The sequence below is a fragment of the Lactobacillus helveticus genome (assembly GCF_046109915.1).
Lineage (GTDB): Bacteria > Bacillota > Bacilli > Lactobacillales > Lactobacillaceae > Lactobacillus > Lactobacillus helveticus.
This window is the reverse complement of sequence record NZ_CP151471.1, coordinates 2011490-2026377: the sequence shown is the minus strand read 5'-3', so window position 1 is coordinate 2026377 and position 14888 is coordinate 2011490. Positions and strand designations below refer to the sequence as shown.

Here is a 14888-nt window from a genome sequence, read left to right as displayed (position 1 = left end):
CTAATCAGTCCTTAAAATATCTCCGACAATCGTTTCTCTAAAGTGGCAATTACCTGATTTACTACATCTTCAATTGGCTGAGTGGCGTCAATTGTTACAAAACGATCTGGATATAAATCTTTAACTTTTAAAAAGCCATTGTAAACCTTTTTATGAAAAGTTATGTTTTCTTGTTCTAACCGATCTTCTTGGCCTGGACGCAATTTTTGAATTCGACTAAGACCAATTTCAGGCGCAATATCCAAAAAGAAAGTTAAATCCGGATCTAATTTTCCTGTTGCAAAATCATTGATTTGCTTAACTTCTTCAATTCCTAGATCTCGGCCTTCTCCTTGATATGCAAGTGAGCTATCAACAAAACGATCAGAAAAAACAATCTTGCCCTCACTAAGAGCTGGGCGAATTATCTCTTCTACGTGTTGACTTCTCGCAGCTGCATATAAAAGTGCCTCAGTTTTAGCATCCATCTTATCATTTGCTGGATCTAAAATAATATCGCGAATTTTTTCTGCAATTTTTGATCCACCAGGTTCACGGGTCACAAGATATTGTGGCTTAAGTTTTGGCCCAATTTGGTCTAAAACTTCCTTTAAAACTGTACTTTTTCCTGCACCATCAGGACCTTCAAAACTAACAAAATAACCTCTCATAAAATCCTCCATAGGTCTATTTTACAGAAGTTTCACAGAGATTAACAGCCCTAGCAATTTTTAATTTATAAAATAAAAAAAGTCCCATAAAGGGACTTAAATTTTACTGTGTAATCGCATTAGTGATACCACTAAATCTTGTGCCTCGATGACGGGCCTCATTATATAAAAAAGTATACTTTGCTTTTAAAATTCTATCTTGAATATAGTTATCATCTGATAAATCCAAAGTATTTTGATCTAGATCTTGCTCTAAAGCTAATTGATTCTGCAATTTTTCAATTTCAGTTACTAGCTTTTGATCACCTAGCTCTTTAATTTTATTTTTCTTTTTTCTAGCCATTATAATGCCGTTCTTCCTTGCACTGCTCGCTTTAAAGTAATGGAATTAGCATATTCAATATCACTGCCCACAGACAAGCCAGCTGCTAAACGAGTTACCTTAATTCCGGCTGGCTTAATCAACTTGCTAATATACATAGCAGTAGATTCACCTTCTGGAGTTGAGTTAAGAGCTAAAATTACTTCTTTTACATCATCATTTTTTTGTAAACGAGTAATTAATGACTTAATATTAATCTCTTCTGGCCCAATTCCGTCCATTGGTGAAAGGACGCCGTGAAGCACATGATAAAGGCCATCATATTCGCCCATCTCTTCAAAAGCCATCAAATCCTTTGGTTGTTCAACAATCATGATAGTTGTTTGATCACGATTAGGATTGGAACAAATATCACAGACCTCTTTTTCAGTAATATTTCCACAAATAGGACATTGATGAATATCATTCTTCACTTGAATTAAAGCCTTTGAAAAATCTTCAACATCCTTTTCGGGCATATCCATTGTATAAAAAGCCAAACGAGTGGCTGTTTTTTCACCTACTCCAGGCAGCCTCATATAAGCATCAATTAAATGTGCTATTGGTAATGGATATTGCAATTACATCAAACCTTTCGTGTACTTGCCTAAACTTGCTTGAGTTGCCTCATCAATTTGAGATAACCCCTTGTTAACAGCATCAATAACTAAATCTTGAAGCATATCTGGATCATCTGGATCGATAGCTTCTTTATCGATCTTAATATCCTTAAGCTTACGATCACCTGTAAAAGTAGCTACTACAAGATCATCAGCTGACTTGCCAGTAAATTCTTGTGTAGTAATATTTTCTTGTTCTTGGGCCATTTGAGCTTGAAGCTTCTTTGCTTGCTTCATCATTTGTTGCATGTTCATTCCGCCCATGCCCATACCGCCAAAATTAGGTCTTCTACTCATTTTTATTTTCTCCTTAATCTTTAATCGTTACAGCATCCCCAAAGAGATCTTTAGCTTTATTCACTATTTCAGAATTTTCTTTAGATCCCTTACTCTCAATCTGTTGCTTTTTCTTAGCCAGCAACTCTTCCTTGTGACTTTCGACAAATTCTTTCCTGACAGCAAGCCAGTCATCATCTGGGACTAAAACAATCCCATATGAATGCTTAGCAAATTTTTCAATCAGATCTGTTAATTTATCTAGCAAGTCACCATCTGAAGCATTTTCAAACCATAAAGTATATTTACACTTCATTACAACCTGGTCCGGACTTGCAGCCACAGGCTCAAGCACATCTAATAGTGCCTTTTCTGAGACTTCTAACACAGATTGTAAATCTGGCCATACATTCTTGATAGTGGTCAAATCTTCTTTGGTTGCATTTTCAAGAACATGATAAACCTGTTTTCGATTTTCTGCTGTAGTTTTTTTGATTTTTCGTGGTGATTTTTTAACTTCCTTAACAATTGCTTTTTTCGCAATCTTAGGAGCTGTTTTTGGTACAGCCGTATCCAAATGGAATACTTGATCCTTAGCCAGCATTGGCTTATTGGATAGCTTACTAATTTGTTGCGTTAAATCTACTACCTGCTTTTTTAATGCAGCTAATTCTGCCTGCATATCAGTATTAACTTTAGCTGGTGCAGCTTGAACTGGAGCAACTGACGATTGGGCTGCTTGTTCTTCTTGCTTGCTACCTGCTTCTACTAAAAATACTTCAAGCGGAATTTGTTGCTGGTTAGTATAACGTAAATCATTCAACGCTTTATTTGCTAGAGTGATCAACCGATAGAATATCTTTGTAGGTATATCCTTAACTTTTTGGACAAAATCTTCTGATAAAAATGTACCTTGCCTATCGTCTCCAGCCTTGATTAACATCAAACTCTTAGTTGCCATGTCAATCAATTCATCCAAAATATTTTTAGAACTAGCACCTTGTGTTAATTCGGTTTGAGCTAGTTTTAAAGCTGATTCTGGATTTTTTTCTAGCAATGCCAATAATATTTTTTCGATATTTTCCTTAGCAGCAAAACCTGTAATTTCCAAAGCATCTTGGTAATTGACGCTTTCTTTTTCGTAGCTAAGCAGCTGATCCAAGATACTAAGCGCATCCCGCATACCACCATCTGCTACTTGAGCAATCACAGCTAGAGCTTTGTCTTCATACTTAATATTTTCTTGATCAAGAATGTATTTCATTCTCTTTTCAAGATCTTCTTTTGAAATACGTTTAAAGTTGTAACGCTGCGTTCTTGAAATAATGGTAGCTGGAACCTTCTGCAATTCGGTTGTGGCTAAGATGAACACAACGTGCTCTGGTGGCTCTTCTAGTGTCTTAAGCAAAGCATTAAAAGCACCCATTGATAGCATGTGAACTTCATCGATAATGTAGACTTTGTATTTTCCCTCTGTTGGAGCATATTTTACCTTATCGCGAATTTCACGAATTTCATCTACACCATTGTTTGAAGCTGCATCAATTTCCATAATATCAGGCATTGAACCCTTATATGCAGCTATACAATTAGCACATTCATTGCAAGGTTCGCCATCTTGAAGATTAGTACAGTTTAACGCTTTAGCAAAAATTTTAGCACAGGAGGTTTTACCTGTACCGCGAGGTCCCGCAAATAAAAATGCATGGGATACTTTGCCTCTTTTAATCGCATTTTTAAGAGTATCAGTAATTGACTCTTGGCCAATCACACTATCAAAAGTCCGTGGTCGCCATTTACGATATAGCGCTTGATAAGCCATAAATTCTCTTCCCTAGTAAAAAAACTCCTAACTCTTTAAAAGAGTTAAGAGTTTGTAATTGTCTAATAAAAGGCACATGCCTGAACAACCTTAGTGCTGCTACCTTCCGGTCCTGACACGATTCAGAGGTCAAACATTGCCCACAAAGTATGATAACGTATTTCACAACTTTTTTCTAGTTTCTAGCTTAAAAAATTAATTATTTTCTGCTTTTTTAGCTAACTTTTCAGCCTTTTGCTTCTCTCGAATTGCTCTAAAGAAATCTTTTAACATTTGAGCACATTGATCACGATAAAGGCCACGAATACTATGAGGATGGTGGTTAAATTTTTCTACTTCAAATAAATCCACAACCGATCCACAGGCGCCAGCTTTTGGATCAAGTGCACCAAAATATACATCCTTAATTCGTGAATTAATAATGGCGCCAGCACACATTGGACAAGGTTCTAAAGTAACAAATAAGCTGCAATCGATTAAACGCCACATCCCTAAATTATGACATGCTTCTTTAATTGCGATCATTTCAGCATGCTGAGTAGAATCTTCATCTAATTCACGCCTATTATAGCCAGTACCTATCACTTTTCCTTCGGAATCAACCACTACAGCTCCAATAGGAACTTCTCCTTGCTTCTCAGCTTCTTTAGCTTGATCTATGGCTAATTCCATGTATTTCTTTTTATCAGCGCTAGACAGCATTATTATCCCTCTTAACAGACTTCAAAATATAGTATCCCTTGTCTCTAGTAAGAATCTCACAATTACCATACGTAGCAGTCATCAACTTACGGGCACTTGGTTCACCTTGCTTTTTTTTGATTACGACTAAAAGTACACCCTGGTCAACCAAATGGTCGCTTGCACCGGCAATGATTTCACTAACGACTTTTTTACCAGCTCTAATTGGTGGATTAGTTAAAACTAAACCATATTTGTTATCCACCTGTGCATAACAATCAGAGGAATAAATATTTACGTTGGAAATGTGATTTACTTGTGCATTCTGTTTAGCCAAATTCAAACCACGCCCATTGACATCAACCATGTCGACAGTTTGACTAGGCCAAAACTTTGCAGCAAATAATCCGATCGGACCATATCCTGTTCCCACATCTAAAATATTTTCTTGTGGAAAAGTTGCATCCTTCATTGCTTTGATTAAAACGCCAGAACCATAATCCACTCGCATCTTAGAGAAAACGCCAGCATCAGTCGTAAACTTTAAATCTACATTATCCACATGATAATCAATTACATGTTCATCATGCGCAGTCATTGGATCTGTTGCAAAATACATTTGATTTTTTTCTGCACTCATCCTATTTTTCCTTTCTTTTTTCTAGCCAATCTTTAAATTTTTAAACTTCATTTTCATCTCGGCCCTTTTTCAAAGATTGGATTTCCGCTTGCATTTGCTTATTTTGATCGGCTAAATCTTTATTTTGTTTTTCAAGATCATCAAGCTTTCTTAATATCAATTCAATATCATCATGCGTATGCAAAGTATTGGCACCATTGGTTTTACGCATTAAGTAAGAGGTGATTGATGATGTAAGCATACCCACAATTCCAATACCGAGTAGCATCATTACTAACGTAATAAATTTTCCCACAATACTATGAGGCGGAATTGTTTTACCAAAAATCGCGTCATACCCTACCGTTGACGCTGTAGACAAAGCCCACCAAAACGCCGTATCTAATGATACATGTTCCGTAATTGCAAATGCTTCAGCCCCAACTAGTAAAAAAGTGATGGTAAAGAAAACGACATACAGCAAACCATTATTGTGAAAAATTATTTTTAATTTTCCCATTAATCCTGCAAGCCGAATCAATCTTAATAATCTTAAATCCGAAACCAGGCCAGATAGATTAAAAACATTTAAGCCTACAAATAGTAGTCCTATTGGAATAATAGATAACAAATCATAAATATGCTTTTTAAAATAAAGTTTTTTTATCATCAGCCTTATAAAAATGATAGAAATAATCTATAGCAAAAAATATGACGATAGCACAATTTATCCAAAACCATTTACTAGTTGGCTGATTGATGCTGATAACAGCGGCAAAATCTAAAATAATTAAAAAAATAGAAATAATGGATAAAATTGCCATTACCCATTGATACGGAGTTAATTTTTTATCTAAATCGATCATCATAAAATTCATTATACAAAAAAATAAGCTCTTCGCACATAGCAAAGAGCTTATTCTTAATGCCCAGTTGGGCTGTAACTATTTAATAGTTACAGTTGCGCCAACTTCTTCAAGCTTAGCCTTGATGTCGTTAGCTTCGTCTTCTGAAACGCCTTCCTTAACGTTCTTAGGAGCACCGTCAACAAGGTCCTTTGAGTCCTTAAGGCCAAGACCAGTAATGTCACGAACTGCCTTAATAACCTTAACCTTTTCTTGACCTGCTTCAGTCAATTCAACGTCGAATTCTGACTTAGCAGCACCTGCGTCTGCAGCACCTGCAGCAGCAACTGGAGCAGCAGCAGTAACGTCAAATTCGTCTTCAATAGCCTTTACAAGGTCGTTCAATTCAAGAATTGAAGCACCCTTTAATTCTTCAATAATCTTATCAGTATCTAAAGCCATTTAAGTATCCTCCGAAAAATTAGAATCTAGATATTAAATATATTTCTTTATTATTCAGCTGAGTCTTCATCCTTAGATTCAGCAACAGCCTTAACAGCATAAGCGAAGTCGCGGATAGGAGCTTGCAATACAGAAACAAGCATTGAAAGCAAACCTTCGCGGCCTGGGATTGAAGCAAGTTCTTTGATTTCATCCTTAGAAGTCAACTTGCCTTCAAGCATACCACCCTTGATTTCAATAACGTCGAAATCATCTTCGTACTTAGAAACGATACGTGCAGGTTCGGTAATGTCATCAGCGTTATCAGTGTAGATAACAGCAGTTGGGCCTACGAAAGTATCGTCAAGACCTTCAATACCAGCCTTAGCAGCAGCACGTCTTAAGTAGGTGTTCTTGATAACCTTCATCTTAACGTCGTTATCACGAAGTTCCTTACGCATGTTAGTAATTTCTTCAACAGTTAAACCAAGGTAGTTGATTACCAAGATAGCCTTAGCAGCTTTAAGTTCTTCAGCAAATGCATCAACAAGCTTTTCCTTTTCAGCAATAGCAGCTTTACTCAAATTATTTCACCTCCATAATTACATTGATAAATTCTATAAGGCCTTTTAAAGCAAAAACTCCATGCCGAAAGACATGGAGCATAAAAATCTTCATTATCTTCTGGCCTCGGCGGGATTTTGAGGCATCATGCCACCCGAGTCTTAGGTAGAATTTACAGTTCTTTATTATAGCAGGCAAAAGTCTAAATAACAAGTCTAAAATTAAAAATAGGTCAAAAAAATAAGATCAACTGTAGTTGACCTTATCTATTTATTCTTAATTAGTGGAATACACCAGCAAAGATTGGTAAAATCCAAATCCAGAAAATACAACTTACTGCACAGAAGACAGTTGAAACAGCAACAGAGCTGGCACCCTCTTTAACATAGATGTTGTAACGACTTGAAATGATGATTCCTGAAAATGCTGGTGGTAATCCAGTAGCTAAACAAAGCATAGAAATCTTTTGAGTGCACATACCACATAAATATGAAACTAGCACAATAATTCCAGGAGTTAAAAACAAACGGAAGAATGTGTTCCAAATAACTTCTTTATCAATTGAGAATTTAACAGTTGATAATATTAACCCAGCTGCCAAAACAGCAACACCCGCATTGGCTTTAGCAATCAAATCAAAGGTTGGTGTCCATGAAGCAGGAATTTTAATTCCAATTAAAATAAAGATAACAACTAAAAGTGGAGCTGCAGCAACTGGTTTCTTGACAGCGTTGATAACTGACTTTAATGTTGGATTCATTGGCTTAGCATCTTTTTTACCAGCATGATCAGCAAATTCCGCATGTACTAAATCAATTTCACGTTGAATACCAACTTCACTCAAAGCCTTAGCTTCTTCATCACTAACAGGAACGTTATCAGGAACTGAAACTTTCTTGATAGTCTTCTTCGTGGTACCTTTTTGTCCAAGTTTAATTTCTACTTGAGTAGAACCGTCACTCTTTTTAGCAGCTACTTTTTGCTTTAACTTATCTTGACCTTTATTAATTAAAGTCAAGCCTAATGGAATAGTAATCGCGTTAACTACGATTTAAACAATCCCAATAACCAAGTTAGTATTGGTGTTATTACCATAAATTGGATCAAGTACAGCAAAACCCAAAAAACCGATCGTTGGTGAACCAGCAATTAGCGCACAAATGGCAGCTTCTTGTGTTGAACGATGAAACATTAATTTGTCCAAGAAATAACTAACCATAAATAGGCCTGTTACACCTATTATTTAAATTAAAGTTAAAACGATATCTTGAGCAAACATCTCTCTTGTGGCTTTAACAATTGAAATGAACAAGGCAGCCAGCAAAGCAATATTAAGAACTAACTTGTTTAGCCCCTGGCGTTGATCATCATCAAAGAATGTAAATTTGCCGCAAATATAGCCTAATAGCATAATAACAAGGATAGGTACGATGTCATTTACCAAAATTGCAGCCATAATTTCCTCCTGAGATGATATCTCTTCTCCATACTGTGCTAGTTTAAAGCACTTTCTATATATGAATAAACATTTATTATGGACATTTATCTTTAAAAAGTAAATTGATAATGTAAATAATTTAAAAAAGGAGAAAAGCTCACGCTTTTCTCCTTTTTCTAAATGGTTTTTGTTTCACTTGGATTTGTTAATTCTTCCAATTCACCAGTAGTCTTGTATACTACCCAACTGGCTAAATTAACAATATGATCCCCGATTCTCTCTAGCAATCTAGTTACCACAAAATAACTTGATGATGCCACCGCTCTAGAAGGATCATCTTCTATTCCATCGACAATCAATTTTCGTGCTCTAACATAATCGTGATCAATTACGCTATCGCGGCTTGCTACTTCTCTCGCCATTTTTTCATCATCTTGAACATAAGCTGTCAAAACTTGAATCAACATATGACGAACATTATGAGTCATATTAGAAATAATCTCTTCCACTTCCGGAATTCTTGGATTACCCTTTACTCTGATAGTTTCAAGAGCAATACTCATAGCATTTTCACCAATACGCTCTATGTCAGTTGTCGCCTTCAAAATACTGATCACTACTCTAAAATCAGTAGCTACCGGTTGCTGCAAGGCCATTAATTTTAATGCCTTCTTTTGAATATCAATTGATTCAGTTGGAATTTTTTCCTCATTATCAACCATTGATTGTGCGGTCTTTTTATCGTGATCGACAAAAGCTCGGGTGGCTTGATCAATTTGTTCGTTTACGAACACACCCATTTCCATAAATTGTGTGTTTAATTTCTTTAATTCATCTAAAAATATTTCGTGCATCTTTTTACCTCAAAATTTAACCAAAACGACCATTAAGATAATCACTCGTCATTTGTTTTTCAGGTGCAATAAACATTTCTTCAGTTGGACCCGCTTCAATCAAATCACCATTCATTAAAAATGCTGTTTGATCAGAAATTCGTCCTGCCTGCTGCAAGTTATGAGTAACCATAATGAAAGTATACTGATGTTTTAATTCCATTAAGGTTTCTTCAATTTCACTACTTGATATTGGATCTAGTGCACTAGTTGGTTCATCTAAAAGCACTACCTTAGGTCTAACCGCTAATGCACGAGCAATACAAATTCGTTGCTGCTGTCCACCAGAGAATGCTTGCGCATTACGCTTCAAGTTATCCTTGGTTTCCTTCCAAATAGCGGCTTGTTTTAGACTTTCTTCAACTCTTTGATCAATTAAATCCTTGTCTTTTACACCAGCGATTTTTAAACCATAAGCTACATTGTCATAAACAGAAAATGGAAATGGTGTAGGCTGTTGGAAAACCATCCCTACTTCCTTGCGAAGCTTAACTAAATCCATTTTAGAGCTATAGATGTTTTGCCCTTCAAACTTGATTTCTCCAGTAATTTTTATATTTTCAATATCATCATTCATTCGATTTAGGCAACGCAGAAATGTTGACTTCCCACATCCTGAAGGTCCAATTAATGCTGTTAATTCTTTTTCTTGAAAATCAAGACTAATGCCATGAAGTGCTTCATAATTGCCATAGCTCAAATGAACATCTTTTGCTGAAATTATTGTTGTCATTTTAACCAAAACTTCCCTGAATATATTCTTCAGTAATCTTACCCTTAGGATTAGTAAAGATATCCGCCGTTGCATTGTATTCAATTACATGTCCTAAATGGAAAAATGCCGTATAATCGCTGATTCTTGATGCTTGCTGCATATTATGCGTAACCATAATCATCGTATATTTGCTTCTAAGTTGCTTTAAGGTATCTTCCAATTTAGAAGTAGAAACTGGATCTAATGCACTAGCCGGCTCATCTAAAAGCAGTACTTCAGGTTTAACAGCCAAAGCTCTTGCAATACACAAACGTTGCTGCTGTCCACCGGATAAAGCTAAAGCACTTTTATCTAACTTGTCTTTTACTTCATCCCATAAAGCTGCAGCACGTAAACTTTCTTCTACGATCTTATCGAGCTCAGCCTTATTAGTTTGCCCATCAGCCTTTAAAGCATAGACAATATTTTCTCTAATTGATTTAGGGAATGGATTAGGACGCTGGAAGACCATACCAATATTTTTTCTTAACTCATAAACGTTAATATTGGGCTTATTCACATCTAAACCATGAAACCAAATTTCGCCATTAACAGTCGCAACTCGATCATTCATACGATTAAGCGAACGCAGAAAAGTTGATTTTCCAGAGCCAGAAGCTCCAATTAAAGCAGTAATATTATTTTTCTTAAATTGTAAACTAGCATCAAAAAGTTTCTGTACTTTTCCGCCGTATAAAACACTTAGATCCTTTGTAGAAAGCTCTAAATTATCCTTGGCAAAAGTTTTGACGTAGCTTTGTTTTAATTCTTGCATCATATCACCTTTATTTAGCTGCGGTTAACTTACGGTACAATTTATTACCTAAATAACGTGCACCTAAATTGAACACAATAACCACAATCACTAGTAAAGCAGATGTAGCCGCAGAAACGATTGTTGCATCCGGAATAATACCCTCTGTATTAACTTTCCAAATATGAACTGCAAGAGTTTCTGCTGGACGCATCACATTTAATGGACTAGTTGGACTAAATGGATTCCAATCTGCATAGTTAATAGTTGATCCACTTTGACCTGCAGTATAGATTAATGCAGCTGCTTCACCAAAAATTCGCCCTGCACTTAAAATGATACCAGTCAAGATACCAGGAAGTGCCGCTGGCAAAACAATACCGCGAATAGTTTTCCAATTAGATAATCCTAATGCCAAACCAGCTTCACGTTGATCTTGTGGCACGCCCTTAATTGCTTCTTCAATATTACTAGTTAAAATAGGCAAATTGAAAAATGTAAGAGCTAAAGCACCAGAAATAATCGAAAAGCCTAATCCAAATTGAACTACAAAGAGCAAGTATCCAAATAAACCAACTACGATTGAAGGTAAAGAACTTAAAATTTGGATAGTGGTACGAATCAAGTTAGTGCCCCAATTATCTTTAGCATATTCTGCCAAATAAATTGCAGCACCTAACGCAATAGGCAATGAAATGATCGTGGTTAAGATCAATAAATATATTGAATTAAATAATTGATCTCGCACCCCTCCACCAGCTTGATATGAGGAAGCTTCTGATGATAAGAAATGCCATGATAAGTGAGGAACACCGGTAATTAAAATATTACCTAAAATACCAGCCAGAATTAATACAACGATTCCAACCAAGATGTAGATAACAGCGGTTGCTAATTTATCTTTCTTTTTTGCATCCATCTTATTTCTGGCCTCTCTTTCCAATTAATTTAACTAAAAAGTTAAATACTAATGACATAATCAAAAGCAATAAGGCTAATGACCACAATGCATTGTTAGGCAATGTACCCATTACGGTATTTCCCATTTGACTGGTTAATTGACTAGTCAATGTTGCGGATGGACTAACCAAGTTGTATGGCATAAGAACCGCATTACCAATAACCATTTGTACGGCTAACGCTTCACCAAAGGCTCTAGCCATACCAAAAATTACTGCTGTTAAAATTCTAGGAGTAGCTACACGCAAAACCACACGATAAATGGTTTGCCAGTGAGTTGCTCCTAATGCCATTGATGCCTTTCTGAAATGACTAGGCACGGCTTTTAGACTATCTACAGTTAAGGATGTAATAGTAGGCAAAACCATAACAAATAAAACTAAGGTTGCAGCTAAAATACCAAAACCTGTTCCACCGAACAATGTTCTAATCACTGGAATAATGATAGTTAAACCTAAGAAACCATAAACAACTGATGGAATACCTACTAACAATTCTGTAACTGATTGTAAAAATGAAGCTCCCTTTTTAGATGAATATTCTGTCATGTATAGTGCAATAGCGACAGCAAATGGCGTAGCTACCAAGGCTGCCAAAAGCGTTACTGCAAATGAGGTAACAATCATTACTGCAGCTCCCACATGATTCTTCCCTTCACCAGGATCCCAATCAGTTGAGGTCAAGAAATGAAAGACATTTACATGGTTATCAATAAAAGTTTCAAGTCCGTGATAACCTACAAAGCCAATGATTGATACAACCAATACAATGATTAAACCGATAGCCAAGTAAGTTAATCCTTTGCCCCAATATTCTTGACGCGTTTCTTTCGAGGGTTTAGTTAATTTTTCAATATCAACATTATTCGGACCCATCTTTTTCAATTTAACGTGTGGGACCTGTTGATCAGCTATCGCCTGGTCAACCACTTCTTTTAATTTATCTTTATCGTTCATAAATTATTTTCCTACTTTAATAACTCGATTATTACTGTCTCGGGTTACCTTCATTTCATCAATACTCAAATAACCGATCTTAGGTACAAGATCATGTTGTACTTTTTTACCTAACATGTATTTAATGAAAGTCTTAGTCTTTTTATCTGGTTCACCCTTAGTGTACATATGCTGATAAGCCCATAATTGCCACTTGTTAGTAGTAATGTTCTTATTAGTTGGCTTCACGCCATCAATACTAAGTTTTTGAATATTATTACCATTAGCATATGGAAAAGATATGTAGCTAATCGTTCCCGGCGTCGAATCAACGATTTTCTTAACCGCACCATTTGAATCTTGCTCTTGTGATTTAATAGCTTTTTGATTATGTAGAACAATATCTTCAAAAGAATCCCTAGTACCACTGCCTTTAGAACGATTAATTACAGTAATCGGAATGTTTTTTCCACCAAGTTGTTTCCAGTTAGTTAGCTTACCGGTAAAAATCTGACGGAGTTGTTTCATAGAGACATCCTTAACACCGACGCCTTTATTTACAATTGGTACAATGCCAACAACTGCAACTTTGTAATCTTTAAGCTTTTTTGCATCGATTCCTTTTTTTGTCTCCGCAAAAACATCAGAGGTTCCAATCTGAACTGCACCAGCTTGTACTTGACTTAATCCAGTACCCGATCCACCACCTTGAACAACAATATTGCTACTTGGATGGGTCAAACGATAATCATTACCAGCCTGTTCTGCTAGAAGCTGCAATGCACTAGAGCCAACAATTGTAATCTTAGAATTATCCTTAGCACAGCCTGTCACAAAGGCTAACATCAGCAGCACTAAAACAAATATTTTTCCAATAGAATGTTTTTTCATTAACATTTTCCTTAAGTAAACAGAATACGATTTCATATAGACAATTTATGATACCATGTTAAAAAATGCCAGGTCAATTATGTCCATGGCTTCTTAAGCCATAATTAGGTTAAGTTTTTCTTAAGCACATAAAAAGCCTCGCAAAAGCGAGACTTTTTATTAATCAATTTTAAATTAGTCCAAGTTTAATGGATCAAGCTTGATACCAGGGCCAAAGGTTGCAGAAACAGCAACACTCTTGATGTATTGACCCTTAGCTGAAGCTGGACGAGCACGTAAGATAACGTCACGTAAAGCATCAAAGTTTTCAACTAATTGATCTTCAGTGAATGAAACCTTACCAATTGGAGTATGAATAGCTGCTTGACGGTCAACACGGTATTCTACTTGACCTGCCTTAACGTTCTTAACAGCCTTTTCGATATCCATAGTTACAGTACCAGTCTTAGGGTTTGGCATTAAGCCCTTAGGTCCAAGGATACGACCTAAACGACCTACCTTAGCCATCATCATTGGGGTTGCAACTACAACGTCAAAGTCCAACCAACCGTCTTGGATCTTTTGTACTAAATCATCTGAACCAACAAAGTCAGCACCTGCAGCCTTAGCTTGATCAGCTTGTGGGCCTTCAGCAAATACTACAACGGTTTGAGTCTTACCAGTACCATTTGGTAAAACAAGTGAACCACGGATTTGTTGGTCTGCTTGCTTAGGATCTACGCTCAAGTTGTAAGCTACATCAACTGTAGCGTCGAAGTTAGCGTATGAGGTTTCCTTAACAAGTTTCATAGCTTCTGCTACTGAGTATAATTTATTTGAGTCTACCTTCTTGGCAGCATCTAAATATTTCTTACCATGCTTTGGCATGTGATTTCCTCCTTGTATATGTGGTCAAACGAGCTTCTCTCACTCTCCCACCTAAAGTGTTAACTAAATAAAATTAACAGGATTAGTCTTCGACTTCGATACCCATACTTCTAGCGGTACCTTCAACCATGCGCATAGCAGCTTCAATATCAGCAGCATTAAGGTCTTTCATCTTAGTCTCAGCAATTTCCTTAACTTGGTCCTTGGTTACCTTACCAACTTTCTTGGTGTTAGGTTCGCCAGAAGCCTTCTTGATCTTAGCAGCTTGCTTTAAAAGCACTGGTGCTGGTGGAGTCTTAGTAATGAATTCGAATGAACGATCTTCATATACTGTAATAACTACAGGGATAATCATGCCCTTTTGGTCAGCAGTTCTAGCATTGAAGTCCTTAGTAAAACCTACAATGTTAATACCAGCTTGACCCAAAGCAGGACCAACTGGAGGTGCTGGGGTAGCAGCACCAGCTGGGATTTGTAACTTAACTACGTTAATAACTTTTTTTGCCACGGTCAAAAC

17 protein-coding genes, 1 other RNA gene, 2 pseudogenes and 1 other annotated feature are annotated in these 14888 nt (G+C 36.4%); all 20 genes and pseudogenes read right to left on the bottom strand.

The features are described 5' to 3' along the window. Window positions 1–11: 11 nt before the first annotated feature. Window positions 12–650 (bottom strand): dTMP kinase, encoded by a 639-nt coding sequence (gene tmk / locus AADV52_RS10340; protein ID WP_107775330.1) that lies wholly within the window; start codon window positions 648–650, stop codon window positions 12–14. A gap of 103 nt (window positions 651–753) precedes the next feature. Next, window positions 754–993, bottom strand: a complete 240-nt coding sequence (locus tag AADV52_RS10335) for a YaaL family protein (RefSeq protein WP_014918269.1) — start codon at window positions 991–993, stop codon at window positions 754–756. Then, entirely contained in the window at window positions 993–1592 is a 600-nt protein-coding gene (recR, locus tag AADV52_RS10330; RefSeq protein WP_014918268.1) for a recombination mediator RecR, read from the bottom strand. Before recR ends, AADV52_RS10335 begins: the two co-directional genes overlap by 1 nt. Further along, complete coding sequence (locus tag AADV52_RS10325; protein WP_014918267.1) at window positions 1593–1928, bottom strand: YbaB/EbfC family nucleoid-associated protein; 336 nt, start codon at window positions 1926–1928, stop codon at window positions 1593–1595. Window positions 1929–1941: 13 nt separating this feature from the next. Further along, window positions 1942–3729 (bottom strand): DNA polymerase III subunit gamma/tau, encoded by a 1788-nt coding sequence (gene dnaX, locus AADV52_RS10320; RefSeq protein ID WP_014918266.1) that lies wholly within the window; start codon window positions 3727–3729, stop codon window positions 1942–1944. A gap of 56 nt (window positions 3730–3785) precedes the next feature. Then, window positions 3786–3879: signal recognition particle sRNA small type (gene ffs, locus AADV52_RS10315), an RNA gene on the bottom strand. Between the two features lie 45 nt (window positions 3880–3924). Next, window positions 3925–4431 carry a tRNA adenosine(34) deaminase TadA gene (gene tadA, locus AADV52_RS10310; RefSeq protein ID WP_014918265.1) on the bottom strand — a complete coding sequence of 169 codons (507 nt, stop codon included), beginning with the start codon at window positions 4429–4431 and terminating at the stop codon, window positions 3925–3927. Beyond that, window positions 4421–5050: a class I SAM-dependent methyltransferase gene (locus AADV52_RS10305; protein WP_014918264.1), complete on the bottom strand. Its 630-nt coding sequence runs from the start codon at window positions 5048–5050 to the stop codon at window positions 4421–4423. Before AADV52_RS10305 ends, tadA begins: the two co-directional genes overlap by 11 nt. A gap of 40 nt (window positions 5051–5090) precedes the next feature. Beyond that, window positions 5091–5898 (bottom strand): annotated as a pseudogene (locus AADV52_RS10300) (ion transporter). Between the two features lie 75 nt (window positions 5899–5973). Next, complete coding sequence (gene rplL / locus AADV52_RS10295; protein WP_014918263.1) at window positions 5974–6336, bottom strand: 50S ribosomal protein L7/L12; 363 nt, start codon at window positions 6334–6336, stop codon at window positions 5974–5976. Window positions 6337–6386: 50 nt separating this feature from the next. After that, window positions 6387–6899: a 50S ribosomal protein L10 gene (rplJ, locus tag AADV52_RS10290; protein ID WP_014918262.1), complete on the bottom strand. Its 513-nt coding sequence runs from the start codon at window positions 6897–6899 to the stop codon at window positions 6387–6389. Between the two features lie 42 nt (window positions 6900–6941). Next, window positions 6942–7063 (bottom strand) — a sequence feature (ribosomal protein L10 leader region). Between the two features lie 96 nt (window positions 7064–7159). Continuing rightward, a pseudogene (locus tag AADV52_RS10285) lies at window positions 7160–8335 on the bottom strand (AEC family transporter). A gap of 158 nt (window positions 8336–8493) precedes the next feature. Further along, entirely contained in the window at window positions 8494–9171 is a 678-nt protein-coding gene (phoU, locus tag AADV52_RS10280) for a phosphate signaling complex protein PhoU (protein ID WP_003625900.1), read from the bottom strand. Window positions 9172–9187: 16 nt separating this feature from the next. Next, window positions 9188–9943: a phosphate ABC transporter ATP-binding protein PstB gene (gene pstB, locus AADV52_RS10275; protein WP_014918261.1), complete on the bottom strand. Its 756-nt coding sequence runs from the start codon at window positions 9941–9943 to the stop codon at window positions 9188–9190. Between the two features lies 1 nt (window position 9944). After that, a complete protein-coding gene (gene pstB / locus AADV52_RS10270; protein WP_107775329.1) occupies window positions 9945–10742 on the bottom strand; it encodes a phosphate ABC transporter ATP-binding protein PstB in 798 nt (265 codons plus the stop codon). A gap of 7 nt (window positions 10743–10749) precedes the next feature. Beyond that, window positions 10750–11637, bottom strand: coding sequence for a phosphate ABC transporter permease PstA (gene pstA, locus AADV52_RS10265; protein WP_014918259.1), 888 nt, complete (start codon window positions 11635–11637; stop codon window positions 10750–10752). 1 nt (window position 11638) lies between these two features. After that, window positions 11639–12634, bottom strand: coding sequence for a phosphate ABC transporter permease subunit PstC (pstC, locus tag AADV52_RS10260; RefSeq protein WP_014918258.1), 996 nt, complete (start codon window positions 12632–12634; stop codon window positions 11639–11641). 3 nt (window positions 12635–12637) lie between these two features. Continuing rightward, the gene (locus AADV52_RS10255) at window positions 12638–13504 is read right to left on the bottom strand and encodes a phosphate ABC transporter substrate-binding protein (protein WP_014918257.1); all 867 of its coding nucleotides are present in this window, start codon (window positions 13502–13504) and stop codon (window positions 12638–12640) included. Window positions 13505–13678: 174 nt separating this feature from the next. Beyond that, on the bottom strand, window positions 13679–14371 hold the full coding sequence (rplA, locus tag AADV52_RS10250; RefSeq protein WP_003625887.1) for a 50S ribosomal protein L1: 693 nt from the start codon (window positions 14369–14371) through the stop codon (window positions 13679–13681). 82 nt (window positions 14372–14453) lie between these two features. Then, a complete protein-coding gene (rplK, locus tag AADV52_RS10245) occupies window positions 14454–14879 on the bottom strand; it encodes a 50S ribosomal protein L11 (protein WP_013853556.1) in 426 nt (141 codons plus the stop codon). Between the last annotated feature and the right edge of the window lie 9 nt (window positions 14880–14888).

Bases quoted from the DNA above. Each gene is read 5' to 3' on its own strand.
- tmk (WP_107775330.1), bottom strand. From the start codon at position 650: ATGAGAGGTTATTTTGTTAGTTTTGAAGGTCCTGATGGTGCAGGAAAA.
- AADV52_RS10335 (WP_014918269.1), bottom strand. From the start codon at position 993: ATGGCTAGAAAAAAGAAAAATAAAATTAAAGAGCTAGGTGATCAAAAG.
- AADV52_RS10325 (WP_014918267.1), bottom strand. From the start codon at position 1,928: ATGAGTAGAAGACCTAATTTTGGCGGTATGGGCATGGGCGGAATGAAC.
- dnaX (WP_014918266.1), bottom strand. From the start codon at position 3,729: ATGGCTTATCAAGCGCTATATCGTAAATGGCGACCACGGACTTTTGAT.
- tadA (WP_014918265.1), bottom strand. From the start codon at position 4,431: ATGCTGTCTAGCGCTGATAAAAAGAAATACATGGAATTAGCCATAGAT.
- AADV52_RS10305 (WP_014918264.1), bottom strand. From the start codon at position 5,050: ATGAGTGCAGAAAAAAATCAAATGTATTTTGCAACAGATCCAATGACT.
- rplL (WP_014918263.1), bottom strand. From the start codon at position 6,336: ATGGCTTTAGATACTGATAAGATTATTGAAGAATTAAAGGGTGCTTCA.
- phoU (WP_003625900.1), bottom strand. From the start codon at position 9,171: ATGCACGAAATATTTTTAGATGAATTAAAGAAATTAAACACACAATTT.
- pstB (WP_014918261.1), bottom strand. From the start codon at position 9,943: ATGACAACAATAATTTCAGCAAAAGATGTTCATTTGAGCTATGGCAAT.
- pstB (WP_107775329.1), bottom strand. From the start codon at position 10,742: ATGATGCAAGAATTAAAACAAAGCTACGTCAAAACTTTTGCCAAGGAT.
- pstA (WP_014918259.1), bottom strand. From the start codon at position 11,637: ATGGATGCAAAAAAGAAAGATAAATTAGCAACCGCTGTTATCTACATC.
- pstC (WP_014918258.1), bottom strand. From the start codon at position 12,634: ATGAACGATAAAGATAAATTAAAAGAAGTGGTTGACCAGGCGATAGCT.
- AADV52_RS10255 (WP_014918257.1), bottom strand. From the start codon at position 13,504: ATGAAAAAACATTCTATTGGAAAAATATTTGTTTTAGTGCTGCTGATG.
- rplA (WP_003625887.1), bottom strand. From the start codon at position 14,371: ATGCCAAAGCATGGTAAGAAATATTTAGATGCTGCCAAGAAGGTAGAC.